Genomic DNA, 16,327 nt, shown 5'->3' on the forward strand with positions numbered 1-16,327 from the left:
CCGCGCCGGGGAGGCGTGCGATCAGTGCGCGGGCACGTCCTCGTCGAAACGTGCGCGAGCGCGCTCGATCTCCGGCATGTGCTCCGCCGCCCACGCCAGGAGGACGTCGACCGGGTGCCGCAACGTCTTGCCCAGGGGCGTGATCCGGTACTCGACGGCGACGGGACGCGAACTGACGACGACCCGTTCGACGACGCCGTTGCGCTCGAGGCGTCGCAAGGTGGCCGTGAGCGACTTCTGGGTCACGGCCGGGATCGCGCGGCGGAGGTCGTTGAACCGGCACGGGCGTTCGCAGAGCTCGTTCAGCACGGCCAGCGACCACTTGTCGAGCACCTGGTCGAGCAGCTCCCGGTGCGGCGCGAGGATGACGATCCCCTCGTAGGGGGCGTTCGGGGTATCCGGCATGACACCTGGTCTCGTTGAAGTGTCCTGGAGGAACCAGGTATCCACGGTATCCCAGTGCCGCTCCCCCTCCAGGAGGATCCCGTGACCGTCGTGCGCTTCACCCCCGAGGGCCTGATGCAGCCCACCCCGTACGCCCACGTCGCCGTCGGGACCGGGACCCGTCAGGTCCACGTCGCCGGCCAGATCGCCCGCCGCGCGGACGCCACGCCGGTCGCGCCGGACGACCTCACCGGACAGGTCGCCCAGGCGCTGCGCAACACGGCGGCAGGCCTCGCCGGCGCGGGCGCGACGTTCGACGACGTCGTGCGGCTGACCTTCTACGTCGTCGGCTGGGCACCGGAGAAGATCGCCGCCTTCATGACGGGCGTCGACCGCGTCGCCGAGGAGATCGGGCTCCCGACGCCGATGCCTCCGGCTTCGCTCATCGGCGTGGACCACCTGTTCGAGCCCGACGTGCTCGTCGAGGTCGAGGCCACGGCCGTCCTCGACTGAGCGGGGCCCTGCTCAGTCGTAGATCCCCTCCACCGCCCAGCGCTCGTCGCGGTGGACGAGCAGCAGCGCACGTCCCACCGCGTCGGCGCCGGACGCCACCGGGTCGGGCGCGAGGTCGGCGGCCGGGTCGGGCTCGGGGTCGCGACCGGCGGCGATCTCGTCGGCGTCGGTGGCGCACACGACCTGGATGCGCACGCTGCCCCCGGGCGCGGACCGTGGGTCCCACCAGCGGCCGGGATCGGGCCACGGGCCGCCCCAGGCCCGGACCGGCGCGGTGGGCGCCGCCGAGTCGGCGCCGAGGGCCACGTGCGCGGGCGGCGCCGAGAGACGACCACGGGTGGCCCGGCGCACCGGGGCGCCGTCGGCGTCGAGCACCCGCGCCGGCAGCGGCTCGGGCGGCACCCGGGCCGGCGACGGAGCGATCAGCGCCCCTGGCCAGGGGGCCTGCGGGTCGATGCCCGGGGTCTCGCGCTCGTCGCCCCACGGCACCAGCTGGACCCGCTCGCCCGGTCCCCGCCCGCCACCGGACACCCCGGTGAGCACCTCCTCGGGCCCGAGCAGGCCCTGGACCCGCACCAGCGCCCGACCGGCCCGCTCGTCGGCCACCCCGACCTCGCCCCAGAGGCCGAGCTGCAGCCGCCCCGCCTCGACGACCTCCTCCGGCACGAGGCGCAGCACCGTGAGCCCACCGTCGGACCGCCCGGCCCCCTCTCCTCGACGCGACAGCCAGCCCTCGAGCTGCCAGCGGACGCGGTCGGCGGTGCCGTTCGGGGTCAGCGGCTCGGCGCAGCGCCACACCCGGGCCAGCTCGTCGCCCTCGGTGGTGCGCGCCTGCACCCCGAGGCGCGTGCACGCGAGCCCCGCCCGCCCCAGCGCCTCGTGCAGCCGCTCGGCGAGCGAGCGGGCGGCGAAGGCGGCGGCGTCGACGCGGTTGACCGGGGGGTCGAGCGGGAGCTCCACGGTGAGCTCGTCGGGGATGCGGCGCCGTGAAGGCGGGCGCTCGTCGAGCCCGCGGGCCAACCGGTGGGCCCGGACCGCGGCCGCGTCGAAGCGCGAGGCCACGTCCGTCGCCGACAGCTCGGCGAAGGCACCCAGCGTGCCGAGACCGAGGCGGCGCAGCAGGCCGATCAGCTCCGCGCGGGCGGCGCTGGCGTCGTCGTCGGCACCTGCGGTGTCGGGCTCGACGCCCGGTTCGAGCTCGAGCTCGGTGACCGGCAGCGGCGCCAGGAACGCCGGGCTCTCCCCCGCCGGCACCAGCAGCGAGCGACGTGCGGCGAGCCCGGCGGCGAACAGCCCGTCGGCCACCCCCACCTGGCACTCCACGCGGGCGCGCGCGGCGACGTGGTCGACCAGGCGCTCGGCCACGATCTCCTCGCTGCCGAAGTACCGGGTGGGCCCGCGCGCCGAGAGCGCGACCAGCCCGGGGCGCACCACCTCCACGCCGGGCGCCAGCTCCTCCACCGCCGCGGCGACCGGCTCGAAGCCCCGGGCGTCGCGCTCGGGATCGCGGGCGAGCACCGCGAGGTCGGGGCAGCGGGCCTGGGCCTCGCGGCGTCGCAGCCCCCGGCGCACCCCCTGCGCCCGCGCCGTCGCCGAGCACGCCACGACCCGGTGCGACGCCAGGACCGCGGCCGGGCGCGCGGACGGCAGGCCGGCCTCGGCCGCGCCGGCCACCACCGGCCAGTCGGGACACCACAGCGCCAGGACCCGCGCGGGCGCGCTCATCCGACCGCCCCGATGCGCGTCGGCTCGGCCGGCACCGGGCGCGGCGGACCCGTCAACGGCGCCCCGATCGGCAGCTCGCCGTCCGGCGCGCACTCCCCGGCCGGCCCCGGCAGCAGTACCGGCACCTCCTGCTCGCCGGGACGGCCGCGGGCGGCGCAGCGCACGCGGACGCGCCGCGAACGCAACCGTCCCGTGCCGTCACCGCCGAGCCCGGCCCACGCGCCGCCCTCGGCCCGCAGCTCGACCTCGGCGCCCGGCCACGTCCCCGGCGCGCCCACGGGGACCAGCACCGCCCCCCGCTGACGGACCCGTGCCCCGAGCCGCTGCCGATCCCCCGCCGGCCACCGCACGCCCGGCAGCGTGGTGTCGAGCACGACCACGTCCACCCCGTCGACCAGGGCGGCCACCACCGCCGCCGGACGGGGACCGGGACGCGGCACCAGCGCCGTGCGCGACAGGTCGAGCCCCGCCTCGGCGGCAGCCTGGATCCCCAGGTCGGGCAGGCCCACCAGCGCGCACCACGCCCCGGCCCGTGACGCCTCGGCCAGCAGCGCGAGCAGCAGCGACGTGGAGCCGCACACCGCGACCGCCGACCCGCGCCGCAGCCCGCCCCCGGGCAGGAGCCCGGCCAGCGGGCCCGCCACCGGCAGCACCGCGTCGCCCTCGCGATCGATCGGTCGGGGTGGCTCGGGCTCCGGTGAGGACTCCGGCGAGGGCTCCACGTGCGTGGGCGCGGGCGGCCGGCCGGCACGGCGCCCCTTCAGCTCGGAGGCCCGCACCACCCCCAGGTCGGCCCAGCGGCGCGACGGGGAACCCTGCCCGTCGAGCAGCGACGAGACCGACGACGACGACACCGGTGCAGCGGCCACGACCCCTCCTCATCGAACATGTGTTCGAACGAGGAGAACGCTAGCTCAGTCCCCCGACAGCCACGAGCCCTCCGGGCGAGGGTCACCCCGACCGACGGAAAGCGTCGGAAACCGAAGCATCCCCCGCGGACAGGTCCGGTCCGCTCCTCGCCGCCGCATCGGCCCGCCGGTCGCCCCGCCGGCACGGGACGGGCAGGCTCCGGACCATGACCGAGCGCGTCCTCGTCACCGGAGCCGCCGGGCGGATCGGCGGCTACCTGCGCCCTCGTCTCGCCCGCCCCGGCCGCACCCTGCGCCTGCTCGACATCGCCACCCCCGAGGACGTGGGCGCCGACGAGGAGGTCGTCACCGCCTCCGTCACCGACCTCGACGCGCTCGTCGCGGCGAGCGCGGGAGCCGACGCCGTCATCCACCTCGGCGGCCACAGCGGCGAGGAGGCGTGGGACCACATCCTGGCCACCAACATCCACGGCACGTACACGGTGTTCGAGGCCGCACGTCGCGCGGGCGTCCGCCGCGTGGTGTTCGCCAGCAGCAACCACGCCGCCGGCTTCCACCCCGCCGTCGACCCCGTGCCCGACGACCTCCCGCCCCGACCGGACACCTACTACGGCGTCAGCAAGGTGGCCGGCGAGGCGCTCGGCAGCCTCTACCACGACCGCTACGGCCTCGACGTGGTCTGCCTGCGGATCGGGACGTGCCGCGAGCGCCCGACGGACGCCCGTGGGCTGTCGACGTGGCTCTCGCCCGACGACTGCGGCCGGCTCGTCGAGGCCTCGCTGACCTGCCCGTCCCCGGGCTTCCGCATCGTCTGGGGCGTCTCGGCCAACACGCGCCGACGGTGGGCGCTCGCCGGCGCGCACGAGATCGGCTACCGCCCGCAGGACGACGCCGAGGTGTTCGCCGACGAGGTGGACCGGCGTCCGGTCGACACCGACTCCTACGTGGGCGGCGAGTTCGCGGGCGCGTCCTTCGACGCCCCGGCCTGAGCCACGCCGGTCTGAGCCACGACGGCCTCCTCGATCCGGATGGCCTCCTCCATGAGCAGGTCGGCCAGGCGCACCAGGAAGCCCTCGTCGAGGCCGTGCTCCCGCGCGCGGGCCGCGGCCTGACGCTGCACCTCGGCCGCCCGACCGGGCTGGAACACCGGCATCCCGGCCTGCGCCTTGATCGCCCCGACGCGCTCGATGCAGCGAATCCGGTCGCGCACGAGGGCGAACAGAGCCTCGTCGATGCCGTCGAGCTCCCCGCGCAGTGCCGCGAGCTCGGGATCGACGCGCAGTGATGACGGGTCGGGCACGGCGGCTTACTGTACTCCTCATGGCCGAACGGAGAGCCACGTAGCGCTTCCGTCGTGCCCGCCCGGAGGAGGACGACCCGTGGTCAGTGCCGAGGCACAGCGCTTCGCCGACATGGTGCGACGGGCGCCGAGGATGGCCGAGCTCCCGCTCGCCGCCCAGCGCACGGCGGGCGAGCACGCCGAGGACCTCAGCGCGACGCCGGAGGAGATCACCTACGAGACCGTCGCGGACGGCGGCGTCGCCGGGGTGTGGGCGCAGGCGACGGACGCCGCGCCCACGAGCACCCTGCTCTACCTGTTCGGCGGCGGGCACGTCATCACCTCGCCGAAGTCGCGGCACAAGTTCGCGGGCCACCTCGCCCGCGCGCTGGAGGCCCGGGTCCTGCTGCTCGACTACCCGCTGGCCCCCGAGTACCCCTACCCGCAGGACGTGGACGCGGCGGTGCGCGCCGCGCGGTGGCTGCTGGAGCAGCAGCACGTCCCGGCGGACCGCCTCGTCCTCGCCGGGGAGTCCTCGGGCGGCGGGCTGGTCCTCGAGACGCTGCAGGCGGCCGCCCGCGCCGGGCTCCCCCGGCCGGCCGCCGCCTACCTCATGTCGCCGTGGGCGGATCTGCGCTGCTCGTCGGCCTCGTTCGGCGCGCGCGGCGACCTCGACCTCGAGTGCAGCCAGGAGAGCCTGACGCGGATGGCGGGCGAGTACCTCGACGGCCACGACCCCGCCGACCCGGCCGTCTCCCCCGTGCTCGTCGCGCCGTCGGAGGCCGCGACGGCGTGGCCCCCGCTGCTCGTCCAGGTCGGGAGCCACGAGGTGCTGCTCGACGACGCCCTCGCGGTCGCCCGTGTCGCGGCCCTGGCGGACGTCCCCGTGACGCTGGACGTCTGGTCGCAGATGCAGCACTTCTTCCAGCTCGGGGTCGGTGTCTACCCCGAGGCCGCCGCCGCCCTGGCGCGGGCGGGGGCGTGGCTGCGGGAGCGGTGGGACGCGCCCGCCTAATGGGCGAAGTGGCGGGTGCCCGTGAAGTACATGGTCACGCCGGCCTTGTTCGCGGCCTCGATGGTCAGCTCGTCGCGCACCGAGCCGCCGGGCTGGACGACGGCGGCGACCCCGGCCTCGGCGAGGACCTCGAACCCGTCCGGGAACGGGAAGAAGGCGTCGGAGGCGGCGACGGAGCCGGCGACGCGGTCGCCGCCCCGGGCGACGGCGAGCTTGGCGGCGTCGACGCGGTTGACCTGCCCCATCCCGACGCCGATCGTCGCGCCGCCGTGGGCGAGCAGGATCGCGTTCGACTTCACCGCGCGGCAGGCGCGCCAGGCGAACGCGAGGTCGGCGAGCTGCTCCGGCGAGGCCGCCGCACCGCAGGCCAGGGTCCAGTGCGCGGGGTCGTCGCCGGGGGCGTCGACGGCGTCGCGCTGCTGGAGCAGCAGCCCGCCGGAGATCGCCCGCTGCTCGGCGGGCGAGGGCACCCAGGTGGCGGTGAGCACCCGGATGTTCTTCTTCCGGGCCAGGATCTCCACCGCGCCGTCGGCATACGACGGGGCGACGATCACCTCGGTGAAGATCTCCGAGACCGTCTCGGCCATGGCCGTCGAGACCTCGGCGTTGGCGGCGATCACCCCGCCGAACGCGCTGGTCGGGTCGCAGGCGTGGGCCCGGCGGTGCACCTCGGCGACGTCGGTGCCGACCGCGATCCCGCACGGGTTCGCGTGCTTGATGATCGCCACGCAGACCCCTCCGTCAGCACCGTGGTCGTGCGCGGCCCGCCAGGCGGCGTCGGTGTCGACGTAGTTGTTGTACGACATCTCCTTGCCGTGCAGCTGCGTCGCGCCGGCGATGCCCGAGGTGTTCTCCGGGTCGCCGTAGAGCGCGGCAGCCTGGTGCGGGTTCTCCCCGTACCGGAGCACGGCGCGGCGCCGGGCGGTGGTGCCCACCCAGCCCGGGAACGGCGAGCCCTCCCCGTCCGGGGCCAGCACGTTGCCCATCCAGGACGCCACGGCGACGTCGTAGGACGCGGTGTGGCGGAAGGCCTCGGCCGCGAGCGCCCGGCGGTCGGCCAGGGGCACGCCGCCCTCGGCGGCCTGCTCGAGCACCCAGGCGTAGCGCGTCGGGTCGGTGACGACGGCGACCGACTCGTGGTTCTTCGCGGCCGCGCGGATCATCGCGGGGCCACCGATGTCGATCTGCTCGACGCAGTCGTCGGGAGAGGCGCCGGAGGCGACGGTGGCGGTGAACGGGTAGAGGTTGACCACCAGCAGGTCGAACGGCGCGATGTCCAGCGACTCGAGCGCCTCGGTGTGCGTGGGCAGGCGGGTGTCCGCGAGCAGTCCGGCGTGCACCCGCGGGTGCAGTGTCTTGACCCGCCCGTCGAGGCACTCCGGGAAGCCGGTGACCTCCTCGACGCGCGTCACCGGCACGCCCGCGTCGGCGATCCGCCCCGCGGTGGACCCGGTGGAGACGATCTCGACGCCGGCCGCGTGCAGCCCGGTGGCCAGGTCGAGCAGTCCGGCCTTGTCGAACACGCTGACCAGTGCGCGGCGGATCGGGCGGCGGCCGTCGGTGCCCGACCGGGCGGCGGCCTGGGACTCGGTGGCGGTCACGGAATTCTCACTCCTCGTCCGGTGACGGTGGCGCCGTGGCGGACGAGCGCCGCCACGGTCTCGACGAGCACGCGCCGCTCCACCACCTTGATGCGCTCGTGCAGCGTGTCCTCGGTGTCGTCCGGCTCCACGATCACGGCCTCCTGCGCCAGGACCGGCCCGGTGTCCACGCCGGCGTCGACCAGGTGCACGGTCGCGCCGGTGACCTTCACGCCGTAGGCGACGGTGTCGCGCACCGGGTGCGCGCCCGGGAACGCCGGCAGCAGGGCGGGGTGGGTGTTGATCGTGCGCCCCCCGAACCGCGCCAGGAACGCCGTGCCCAGCAACCGCGCGAACCCCGCCGACACGACGAGGTCGGGCTCCGCGGCGGCCACGGTGTCGGCCAGCGCGGCGTCCCACCCGGCGCGGTCGGCATGCTCGGCCGGGGGGACGACGACGGTGTCGATACCCGCCGCGGTCGCACGGTCGAGGGCCCCGACGGCCGAGCGGTCGGAGACGACGGCGACCACGCGCGCCGGGTACCCCTCGTCCTCGCCGGCGTCCAGCAGGGCCTGCAGGAGGCTCCCCGACCCTGAGGCCAGGACGACGACGCGGGCGGGCGCCGGCAGTCGCAGCCGGTGCTGCTCGGTGGTGGTCAGCGCTGCTCCCGGGCCGGGCGTGGATGTCGCCCCCAGGTTAGCCGCGGACGCCGTCACCAGGACCGACGCCCTCGTCACCGGCGGCCTCGGCCGGGTCCGGGGCGGCGGAACCCCCGTCCGGTGCGTCGTCGACGTCCCCGGAGGGCGCGTCGGTCACCTCGTCGGGCTCGGCGGGAACCTCCGGCGCCGTGGTCCTCGGACGCCGCCGCGCCGGACGGGCGGCGGCCCCGCTGGTGCCCATCGGCACCGCGAGCAGGGCGACGACGAGGCCCGGGACGAGCACCCAGCCCAGCACGGCGAGCGCGACCGGGACCGCGGGCACCGAGACGGGGTCGAAGGGCCCCGCGCCGAGGCGCCCCCCGGACAGCACGCCGGCGAGGCCCAGCAGGACGGCGGCGGTCGCGGCCGCGGTGAGCACCGAGCGGACCCGGGTCGGGGCGTCGGGGGCGGTCGGCGAGAGGCGCCACCCCACCAGGCTGCCGACGGCGAGCGGGACGGCGAACGCGAGACCGGCCCAGGTCGGGGGCGGGCTCTGCGGCAGGAGGGTCGCGAGCGGGATCGGCGGCAGCAGGCCGGAGGTGATCGCCATCGGCGTGGCCGACGCCGCGCCGATCGACACCCCGGGCCCGATCAGCCAGCCCGTCGCCGCCACGACGGCGTTCGGCAGGTAGGCGGCGGTGAGCAGGGCCAGCCCGGCACCGCTCCCGGCCTCGGGGGCGATGCCGACGAACACGCCGCGGACGTCGGCGACGTCCGCGAACAGGGCGGCGAGCAGCAGGGCCGCCCCCGCCGTCAGCAGGCCCGCAGTGGCCAGGAGGCCGCCGCGCAGACCCTGGCGGGCCCACGCCGGCAGGCGGCGGGTCACCCTGAGGACGCCGCACGGACCCGCGACCCCGGCCAGCGCGGCCAGGCCCGCGAGCACGCCGCAGGAGACGCCGGCGAGCCCCGGCGAGGCGTCGACGACGTTCTCCGGGGTCAGCAGGGCGGCGGCGAGCACCCCGATCACGGCGTGCGCCGCGGCGGCGGTGGCCACGACGGGCACGAGGACGCCGTGCAGGGGCCGAGGATCGCCCGGCCGAGCGCCCAGCCGCCGGACCGCGCCGCGCGCGACGCCGGCGACGAGGACGGCGAGCAGGATCGCCGGCGTCAGGGGCAGGACGCCCAGCGGGACGCCGGTGACCTGCAGGGGCACGAGGTGGGCGACCAGCCACAGCGGGATGCCGACCGCGAGCGCCTGGCCCAGGCCGGGTTCACCGCCCGGGGTCGCGCCGGAGGCCAGCGCGGCGACCACGCCCGCGACCACCACCGCGATGCCGTAGCAGACCGCCGGCGGCAGCAGCGCCACCCGCGCGAGCACTGGGAGCCACGCCGGCGTCCCGGTCGACCGCGCCGGGGCCGTAGCGGTGGGGGTGCCAGCGGCACGACGGCCGCGCCGCGGGGGATCGTCCGTCGGCGCCGTCACGCCTCGAGACCCTCTCAGCCGGGCGTCGTCGCACCCGGCTGCCACGCCGCGCGGCCGCTCCGGGGGTCGGAGCGAGGGTCACCCCGACGGCGTCCGGGGCAGCCAGGGCGTCCCTCGCTCCCTCCGCGACGCGCAGGACTCAGCGGGGCGAGCCCCACTCGCCGCGCCGGTCGTCGGACGACGACTGCGGGCGGCCCGGGTCCTCGCCGGACTCGTGGGCACCCCGGGACTCGCCCGTCGGCGGCTGCGGCGCGACGGGGCCGCCCGAGCCACCGGGGCTGCCCGAGGGCGCCCCCCAGCCGGTGGACGGGATGCCGTAGCCGGGGGTGGAGCTGCCGCCCCCGGGCGTCGAGCCGGCCGCGGAGGCCTGCGGCGTGCCCGACGGCGGGGTGTTCGACCCGGCCCCGTTGGCGGGGCCTGCGGACGAGGAACTGCCCGGGCCGGAGCCGTACGACGGGCCGCCGTCGCCGGAGCCGTAGGTGGAGAACCCGGCGGCGGGGGTGCCGGTGGGGCCCGCGCCCGACGTCGGCGTGACGGTGGTGCTGCCCCCCGACGCGTCGGGGGCGTCGTCGCGGTCGGAGCGGGCGCCGGACGTGTCGCCGCCCGACGTGGAGGAGCCCTGCCCGGAGGCGGTGGCGCCGGGGACCACCTGGGTGGTGGCCGCCGCCGAACCGACGGCCGGCGAGCCCGGGCCGCCGTAGCCCCCGCCGAGGGGACCCGACGGCGGACCCGCCGCCTGGCCACCCTGGCCGGGACCACCCGGGCCACGGGGGTTGGCGAACTGGCCCGACCCGGGGCCGGTCTGCGGACCCGCACCCGGAGCGCCGTACCCGGGCGGGCCGGCGGACGGTCCGCCCGGGGCCCCGCCCCAGGGGCCACCGGGCCCGGCGGCGTGGGCACCGGACCCGGCGCCGCCCGCCGGTGCGCCGAACCCGGAGGAGGCCGGGCGCGACGCCGGCGCGTTGATCACGCCGCTGGCGAACAGCGCCGCGACGACCGAGGCGACCGCCGCGAGGACCGCGAGCACGACCTGCACGACGAGCAGCCCGTCGGCATAGGCCAGCAGCGGCAGCATGGCGAGCGCGCCGGTGACGCCCACGACGGCGCCCGGCACCAGCGTCTGCGGGCCGCGCGGCAGGAGCGAGGCCGCCGTGAGCAGCCCGCCGGCGAGCACCAGCGGCAGGTAGAACAGCGACCCGAAGGCCGCGCTGAGGTCGGAGGCCACGCCCGACGCCTCGGCGGAGCCGAAGAAGGTCAGGATGTACGCGAGCAGCGCGAGGATGCCCGCCCCGAGCGCGACGCCCTTCTCGGCGCTCGAGGACGCCGTGATCCCGGAGGCCCCGGACGCCGACGGGTTCGGCCCCGTCGCGGCGCCGGACTCCGGCGTCGTCGCGATCGTCGTGGTCGCCGCCGGGAAGCCACCGGACGGCGGGTAGGACGGGGCCTGGCCGCCGGCCCCCGGCCCGGCACCCCAGCCCTGCTGAGTGTGCTGGCCCTGCTGCCCGTAGCCCTGCTGCTGGCCTCCGTAGCCGCCCTGGCCGGGCGGGCCGTAGGGCTGGCCCTGACCGGTCTGGCCCTGACTCTGGCCCTGACCCTGGCCCTGGCCCGGCGGCTGGCCCTGACCGGGCTGAACCTGCCCGGGCTGGCCCTGACCGGCGCCGGCCCAGGAGGACCCCCCGTACGGCGACGACGCGCCGTACGGCGACCCGCCGCCGGAGCCCCAGCCGGGACCGGACGCGCCCTGCGGCCGCTGGCCGGACGGGCCGCCCGGGGGCGGACCCTGGGTCGGTGAGCTCATGAGGTGTCCTCCCGGGACGACGACGTCAGCGGTGGAGCGGGCGGTCGGGCCGGGGCGTCAGCCCCGGCTGACCAGCGAGCGCGCGAGGTCGGCGGTCTCGGAGGGCGTCTTGCCCACCTTGACGCCGGCGGCCTCGAGCGCCTCCTTCTTGGCCTGCGCGGTGCCCGCGGAGCCGGAGACGATGGCACCGGCGTGGCCCATCGTCTTGCCCTCGGGAGCCGTGAACCCCGCAACGTAGCCGACGACGGGCTTCGTGACGTTGGCCTTCACGTAGTCGGCCGCACGCTCCTCGGCGTCGCCGCCGATCTCGCCGATCATGACGATGGCCTCGGTCTCGGGGTCCGCCTCGAACGCCTCGAGGGCGTCGATGTGCGTCGTGCCGATCACCGGGTCGCCGCCGATGCCGATCGCCGTGGAGAAACCGATCTCCCGCAGCTCGTACATCATCTGGTAGGTCAGCGTGCCCGACTTCGACACGAGGCCCATCGTGCCCGGGCCCGCGATGTTGGCCGGGATGATGCCGGCGTTGGACTTGCCGGGGCTGATGATGCCCGGGCAGTTCGGACCGATGATCCGCGTCCGGTTGCCGTTGGCGCAGGCGTGCGCCCAGAACCAGGCCGAGTCGTGCACCGGGATGCCCTCGGTGATCACGACGGCGAGCCCGATGCCGGCGTCGATGGCCTCGACCGCGGCGTCCTTGGCGAACTTCGGCGGCACGAAGAGCACCGAGACGTCGGCCCCGGTCTCCTTCATGGCCTCTTCGACGCCGCCGTAGACCGGCACGTTCGTGCCCGTGATCTCCACGGTCGTCCCGGCCTTGCGGGCGTTGACGCCGCCGACGATCTTGGTGCCGGAGGCCAGCATCTTCGTCGCGTGCTTCATGCCCTCGGAGCCCGTGAGCCCCTGGACGATGACCTTGCTGTTCTCATCGAGGAAGATCGACATGTCAGGCCCCTGCCGCAGCCAGCTCGGCGGCCTTCGCGGCCGCGTCGTCCATCGTGTCCACCACCGTGACCAGGGGGTGGTTCGCCTCGGCGAGGATCCGGCGACCCTCGTCGACGTTGTTGCCGTCCAGGCGGACGACGAGCGGCTTGGCGGCGTCGTCGCCCAGGATCTTCAGGGCCTCGACGATGCCGTTCGCGACCGCGTCGCACGAGGTGATGCCGCCGAAGACGTTGACGAAGACGCTGCGCACGTCGTCGTCGCCGAGGATGACGTCCAGCCCGGCCGCCATGACCTCGGCCGAAGCGCCGCCGCCGATGTCGAGGAAGTTGGCGGGCTTCATGCCGCCGTGCGCCTCGCCGGCGTACGCGACGACGTCGAGGGTCGACATGACGAGACCCGCGCCGTTGCCGATGATGCCGACCTGGCCGCCGGAGAGCTTGACGTAGTTGAGGCCCTTCTCCTTCGCCTTGGCCTCGAGCGCGTTCTGGCTGCGCTCGTCGACCAGCTCGGCGTGCTCGGCGTGCCGGAACTCGGCGTTCTCGTCGAGGGTGACCTTGCCGTCGAGCGCGATGATCCTGTCCTGCGGGTCGCGCACCAGGGGGTTGACCTCGACCAGCGTGGCGTCCTCGCCGACGAAGGTCTCCCAGAGCTTGACGATGACCTGGGCGGCCTCGTCGGCGACCTCGGCGGGCAGCTTGGCCTTGGCGACGATCTCGTCGGCCTTCGCGCGGTCGACGCCGGCGATCGCGTCGATCGGCACCCGGGCCAGCGCCTCGGGCCGCTCGACGGCGAGCTCCTCGATCTCCATGCCGCCCTCGGCCGACGCCATGGCCAGGAAGGTGCGGTTGGACCGGTCGAGGAGGAAGGAGAAGTAGTACTCCTCGGCGATGTCGCTGGCCTCGGTGACCAGGACCCGATGGACGATGTGGCCCTTGATGTCGAGGCCGAGGATCGCCTCGGCCTTCTCCTTGGCCTCGGCCGGGTCCTTCGCCAGCTTGACGCCGCCGGCCTTCCCGCGGCCGCCCGTCTTCACCTGCGCCTTGACCACCACCGCCGTGCCGATCTCCTGCGCAGCGCGCTCCGCCTCCGCGGCGGTGTCGACGGTGCGCCCGGGCAGCACCGGCACGCCGTGGGCGGCGAAGACGTCCTTCGCCTGGTACTCGTACAGGTCCACTCGTGAACTCTCCTCACCAACTCCCCGGCCGCCGCCGGTCGGCGGGCGCCGGGCGAGGTCGCGCGGCGCCGCCGGCGCCCACGATTCGACGGATGTGCGGGGACCCTATCCAGGCTGGTCGGCACCGGTCGCCGTGACCGGGGCGACGCAGGACACAGGAAGCACCCCACGGAGTGCTGAATCGTTCCGGACCGCGCACGGACCCGTGATCCGGACGCTGATCTTGATCGGTCTGGACCCAGGTCCAGGTGACACGTACGTGAACAGCGCCTAACGTCCACCTCATGGACGTGACGAGTGTCATGTCGAGGGACGCGCAGCACGGCGGCGTCGGACCCGTCGACCTGGCCGTGGAGCCGGTCGGGGCGGGCCCCCTCGCCTCGGTGGCGGGCGCCCTCTGGCGCGGCGTCACCTACGCCGCCCGCACGGTCGGGGTCCCCGCGGGCGTGCGCGGGCTGGCCGTCGAGCTCGCCTACACCGCCGTGCACCTCTCGCTCTACCCGTGGGGACTGATCGACGAGGCCCTGCGCCCGGCGGGCACCTTCGTCCATCACCGCACCGACGCCCTGAGCCCGTCGCAGCGGAGCCTCGTCGTCTCCGACATGGACGCGTCGACCACACCGGTGCTCCTGGTGCACGGCATCGTCGACAACCGCTCGATCTTCGCACTCCTCGCCCGCCAGCTGCGGCGGCGCGGGTTCGGCGTCGTGCACGCCGTCAACTTCAGCGTGCTCACCGCGTTCACCGGGGACATCCGCGAGGCCGCACGCGAGCTCGGCCACCACGTCGAGCGCATCTGCGCGAGCACCGGGGCCGACCGCGTCCACATCGTCGGCCACTCGCTGGGCGGTCTGATGGCGCGCTACTACGTCCAGCGGCTCGGGGGCGACGCCCGCGTCGACACGCTGGTCACCCTGGGCACGCCGCACCGCGGCAGCCTCATCGCGCACTTCCTGCCGCCGACGCCGGTGCCGCAGCAGCTGTGCCCCGGCTCCGACCTCCTCCGCGAGCTCGAGGAGCCGGCCCCCGGGTGCCGCACCCACATCGTCGCCGTGTGGAGCAAGCAGGACCAGCTGATCATCCCGCAGTCCCACGCCCGGCTCGAGCACCCGGACCTGCAGGTCACCGAGGTGACGCTCGAGCACGTCGGGCACCTGTCGATGACCATCGACCCCGAGGTCGTACACCTCGTGGGCCGGCTGCTCGCCCGACGCCCGCTCCGCGGCGGGCGCGACCAGCGGGCACTCGCCGGATGAACGGCTTCTTCTAGGTCCGGACGGGTCGAACGGCGTCACCCGTCCCGGTGACGACCGCTCAGCGCGCCCGCCCGCACGCACGGCGTAGCGACCCGCTCGAGGCACTCGTGTCGTTTGCCGGGGACGTGACGTCCTGGCTACCTTCCGCTGGTCCTCATCACGGTCTGGTCACGAACGGCATACGGAACGACCCCGAACGTTCCTCAGGGCTCCCCCGGCCCGCGCCGCCGCGACGGACCCCGATCTGCGGGAAGGATGGTCTTGGCGAGTCACAGCTCCCCCCGCCCGCCGTCCGCGCCCCTCTTCGCCCTCGGTCTCACCCCGGCTCTCGCCGGCGGACCGTCGGGCCCGCGCTTCCCCGACCTCAGCGGCATCGCCGGTGGTCTGCCCGGGCTCGGCGCCCGTGGTGGGCGCCGCGGTGGCGACGCCGCGGGCCTGGTCACCGGTGGGCGCGCACCGGGACCGCTCCCCACCCGGCCCGTCGGCCTCCGTCCCGGTCCGGCTCCGGCCCCCGCACGGCCCGCCGGTGGCCGGCCCGCGGGGCCGCAGGGCCCCCAGGGCGACGGTCGCCGTCCCCTGCCGTCCGACCCGCGCGAGCTCCCCCGTGAGCCGCGCCGGGAACCCCGGCCGGCACCGCAGCGCCGTGACGCCGACCCCGGCCGTGGCCTGCGCCCCGCGCCGCCCGCCGGGCGTGGCCCGTCGCCGTTGCGGGGCCGTCTGGCCGTCGCCGCGGTCGCCGTGGGCGCCGTGGCCACTGCGGGTCACAGCCTCGCCGGCCTCGACGCGCTGGGCGAGGCGCCCACCACCGCCGAGCTGGCTCTCGCCGCCGACCGCGGCACCACGACCGACACCGGGTCGTCCTCCGCGGCCTCCTCGGCCTCCTCGGCCTCCTCGGTCTCCTCGACGGGCCTCGACGCGGCCACCTCGAACGTCCTGCCCGTCACGGCGCCGGCCTCGTCCGCCGCCGCGTCCTCGGACGAGGAGGACTCCGCCGAGGGCCCGGGTCAGGTCAGCGCGATCAGCAAGGCCGCCGAGCGTCGCGCCGCCCAGGCCCGCGCCGCCGCCGAAGCCGCCCGCCCCGACTTCGTCAAGCCGGCGGAGGGTCGCTTCACCTCGGGCTTCGGCGCCCGGTGGGGCTCGTCGCACCGAGGCATCGACATCGCCGGCCCGATCGGCACCCCGATCGTCTCGGTCGCCGACGGCACGGTCGTCGAGTCCGGCCCGGCCAGCGGCTTCGGGATGTGGGTCAAGGTCGAGCTCGACGACGGCACGATCAACGTCTACGGCCACGTGAACCGCTCCTACGTGCGGGAGGGCCAGCAGGTCCGGGCCGGCGAGGAGATCGCCGAGATCGGCAACCGCGGCCGCTCCACCGGCCCGCACCTGCACTTCGAGGTCTGGACCAACGGCGAGAACAAGATCAACCCGCTGCCGTGGCTCGCCGAGCGCGGCATCTCGCTGGGATCCCAACAGGACTAGTCCGCTCCCCCGTAGGACGACCAGGGCCCCGCAGCGCACCGCGCTCCGGGGCCCTCGTCGGCAGCGGGTGCCCGACGAACGGCGCTCTCGTTGCTTCCGCAGCAGCGAACGCGCCGTTCGTGTTGCGGGGTGGGGGCCGTTCGGACGCCGGGTGTTCGGATGCCGGCGAGGACCACTGACGCGCCGCGT

General features: G+C 76.1%; 15 protein-coding genes. 5 read left to right on the forward strand and 10 right to left on the reverse strand.

Annotated elements, in window-relative coordinates:
* Positions 1 to 21: 21 nt before the first annotated feature.
* Positions 22 to 405, reverse strand: a complete 384-nt coding sequence (locus tag PH189_RS20380; RefSeq protein WP_274190664.1) for a winged helix-turn-helix transcriptional regulator — start codon at positions 403 to 405, stop codon at positions 22 to 24.
* A gap of 81 nt (positions 406 to 486) precedes the next feature.
* Here PH189_RS20380 and PH189_RS20385 point away from each other — a divergent pair, with 81 nt between their 5' ends.
* A complete protein-coding gene (locus tag PH189_RS20385) occupies positions 487 to 897 on the forward strand; it encodes a RidA family protein (RefSeq protein WP_274190665.1) in 411 nt (136 codons plus the stop codon).
* Positions 898 to 909: 12 nt separating this feature from the next.
* Here PH189_RS20385 and PH189_RS20390 read toward each other — a convergent pair whose 3' ends face one another.
* Entirely contained in the window at positions 910 to 2,622 is a 1,713-nt protein-coding gene (locus PH189_RS20390; protein ID WP_274190666.1) for a DNA polymerase Y family protein, read from the reverse strand.
* Positions 2,619 to 3,491, reverse strand: coding sequence for a hypothetical protein (locus tag PH189_RS30355; protein WP_337994175.1), 873 nt, complete (start codon positions 3,489 to 3,491; stop codon positions 2,619 to 2,621). The genes PH189_RS20390 and PH189_RS30355 overlap by 4 nt, the downstream gene beginning before the upstream one ends.
* A 206-nt stretch (positions 3,492 to 3,697) precedes the next feature.
* Here PH189_RS30355 and PH189_RS20400 point away from each other — a divergent pair, with 206 nt between their 5' ends.
* Entirely contained in the window at positions 3,698 to 4,480 is a 783-nt protein-coding gene (locus PH189_RS20400; protein ID WP_274190667.1) for an NAD-dependent epimerase/dehydratase family protein, read from the forward strand.
* On the opposite strand, the gene PH189_RS20405 is transcribed toward PH189_RS20400, so the two are convergent.
* Positions 4,432 to 4,791: a chorismate mutase gene (locus PH189_RS20405; RefSeq protein WP_274190668.1), complete on the reverse strand. Its 360-nt coding sequence runs from the start codon at positions 4,789 to 4,791 to the stop codon at positions 4,432 to 4,434. The genes PH189_RS20400 and PH189_RS20405 overlap by 49 nt on opposite strands.
* 79 nt (positions 4,792 to 4,870) lie before the next feature.
* Between PH189_RS20405 and PH189_RS20410 the strand changes: the two genes are divergently transcribed.
* Positions 4,871 to 5,785, forward strand: a complete 915-nt coding sequence (locus tag PH189_RS20410; protein WP_274190669.1) for an alpha/beta hydrolase fold domain-containing protein — start codon at positions 4,871 to 4,873, stop codon at positions 5,783 to 5,785.
* Here the strand turns inward: PH189_RS20410 and purH are convergent.
* The 6 genes from purH to sucC all read right to left on the reverse strand — a co-directional run bounded on the left by purH (position 5,782) and on the right by sucC (position 13,403).
* On the reverse strand, positions 5,782 to 7,386 hold the full coding sequence (gene purH, locus PH189_RS20415) for a bifunctional phosphoribosylaminoimidazolecarboxamide formyltransferase/IMP cyclohydrolase (protein ID WP_274190670.1): 1,605 nt from the start codon (positions 7,384 to 7,386) through the stop codon (positions 5,782 to 5,784). The two genes, PH189_RS20410 and purH, sit on opposite strands and share 4 nt — an antisense overlap.
* Positions 7,383 to 8,000 (reverse strand): phosphoribosylglycinamide formyltransferase, encoded by a 618-nt coding sequence (purN, locus tag PH189_RS20420; RefSeq protein ID WP_274190750.1) that lies wholly within the window; start codon positions 7,998 to 8,000, stop codon positions 7,383 to 7,385. The genes purH and purN overlap by 4 nt, the downstream gene beginning before the upstream one ends.
* Before the next feature lie 61 nt (positions 8,001 to 8,061).
* A complete protein-coding gene (locus PH189_RS20425; protein ID WP_274190671.1) occupies positions 8,062 to 9,381 on the reverse strand; it encodes a cell division protein PerM in 1,320 nt (439 codons plus the stop codon).
* Between the two features lie 244 nt (positions 9,382 to 9,625).
* Positions 9,626 to 11,284, reverse strand: coding sequence for a DUF5336 domain-containing protein (locus PH189_RS20430; RefSeq protein WP_274190672.1), 1,659 nt, complete (start codon positions 11,282 to 11,284; stop codon positions 9,626 to 9,628).
* Between the two features lie 57 nt (positions 11,285 to 11,341).
* Positions 11,342 to 12,229 (reverse strand): succinate--CoA ligase subunit alpha, encoded by an 888-nt coding sequence (gene sucD / locus PH189_RS20435; protein WP_274190673.1) that lies wholly within the window; start codon positions 12,227 to 12,229, stop codon positions 11,342 to 11,344.
* 1 nt (position 12,230) lies between these two features.
* Positions 12,231 to 13,403 carry an ADP-forming succinate--CoA ligase subunit beta gene (gene sucC, locus PH189_RS20440; RefSeq protein ID WP_274190674.1) on the reverse strand — a complete coding sequence of 391 codons (1,173 nt, stop codon included), beginning with the start codon at positions 13,401 to 13,403 and terminating at the stop codon, positions 12,231 to 12,233.
* A gap of 284 nt (positions 13,404 to 13,687) precedes the next feature.
* On the opposite strand from sucC, the gene PH189_RS20445 reads away from it, so the two are divergent.
* Both PH189_RS20445 and PH189_RS20450 read left to right on the forward strand, forming a co-directional pair.
* Positions 13,688 to 14,659 (forward strand): alpha/beta fold hydrolase, encoded by a 972-nt coding sequence (locus tag PH189_RS20445; protein WP_274190675.1) that lies wholly within the window; start codon positions 13,688 to 13,690, stop codon positions 14,657 to 14,659.
* Positions 14,660 to 14,920: 261 nt separating this feature from the next.
* Positions 14,921 to 16,138, forward strand: a complete 1,218-nt coding sequence (locus PH189_RS20450; RefSeq protein ID WP_337994176.1) for a M23 family metallopeptidase — start codon at positions 14,921 to 14,923, stop codon at positions 16,136 to 16,138.
* Positions 16,139 to 16,327 lie beyond the last annotated feature (189 nt).

This window comes from Actinomycetospora chibensis (assembly GCF_028737215.1).
Classification (GTDB): Bacteria; Actinomycetota; Actinomycetes; order Mycobacteriales; family Pseudonocardiaceae; genus Actinomycetospora; species Actinomycetospora chibensis.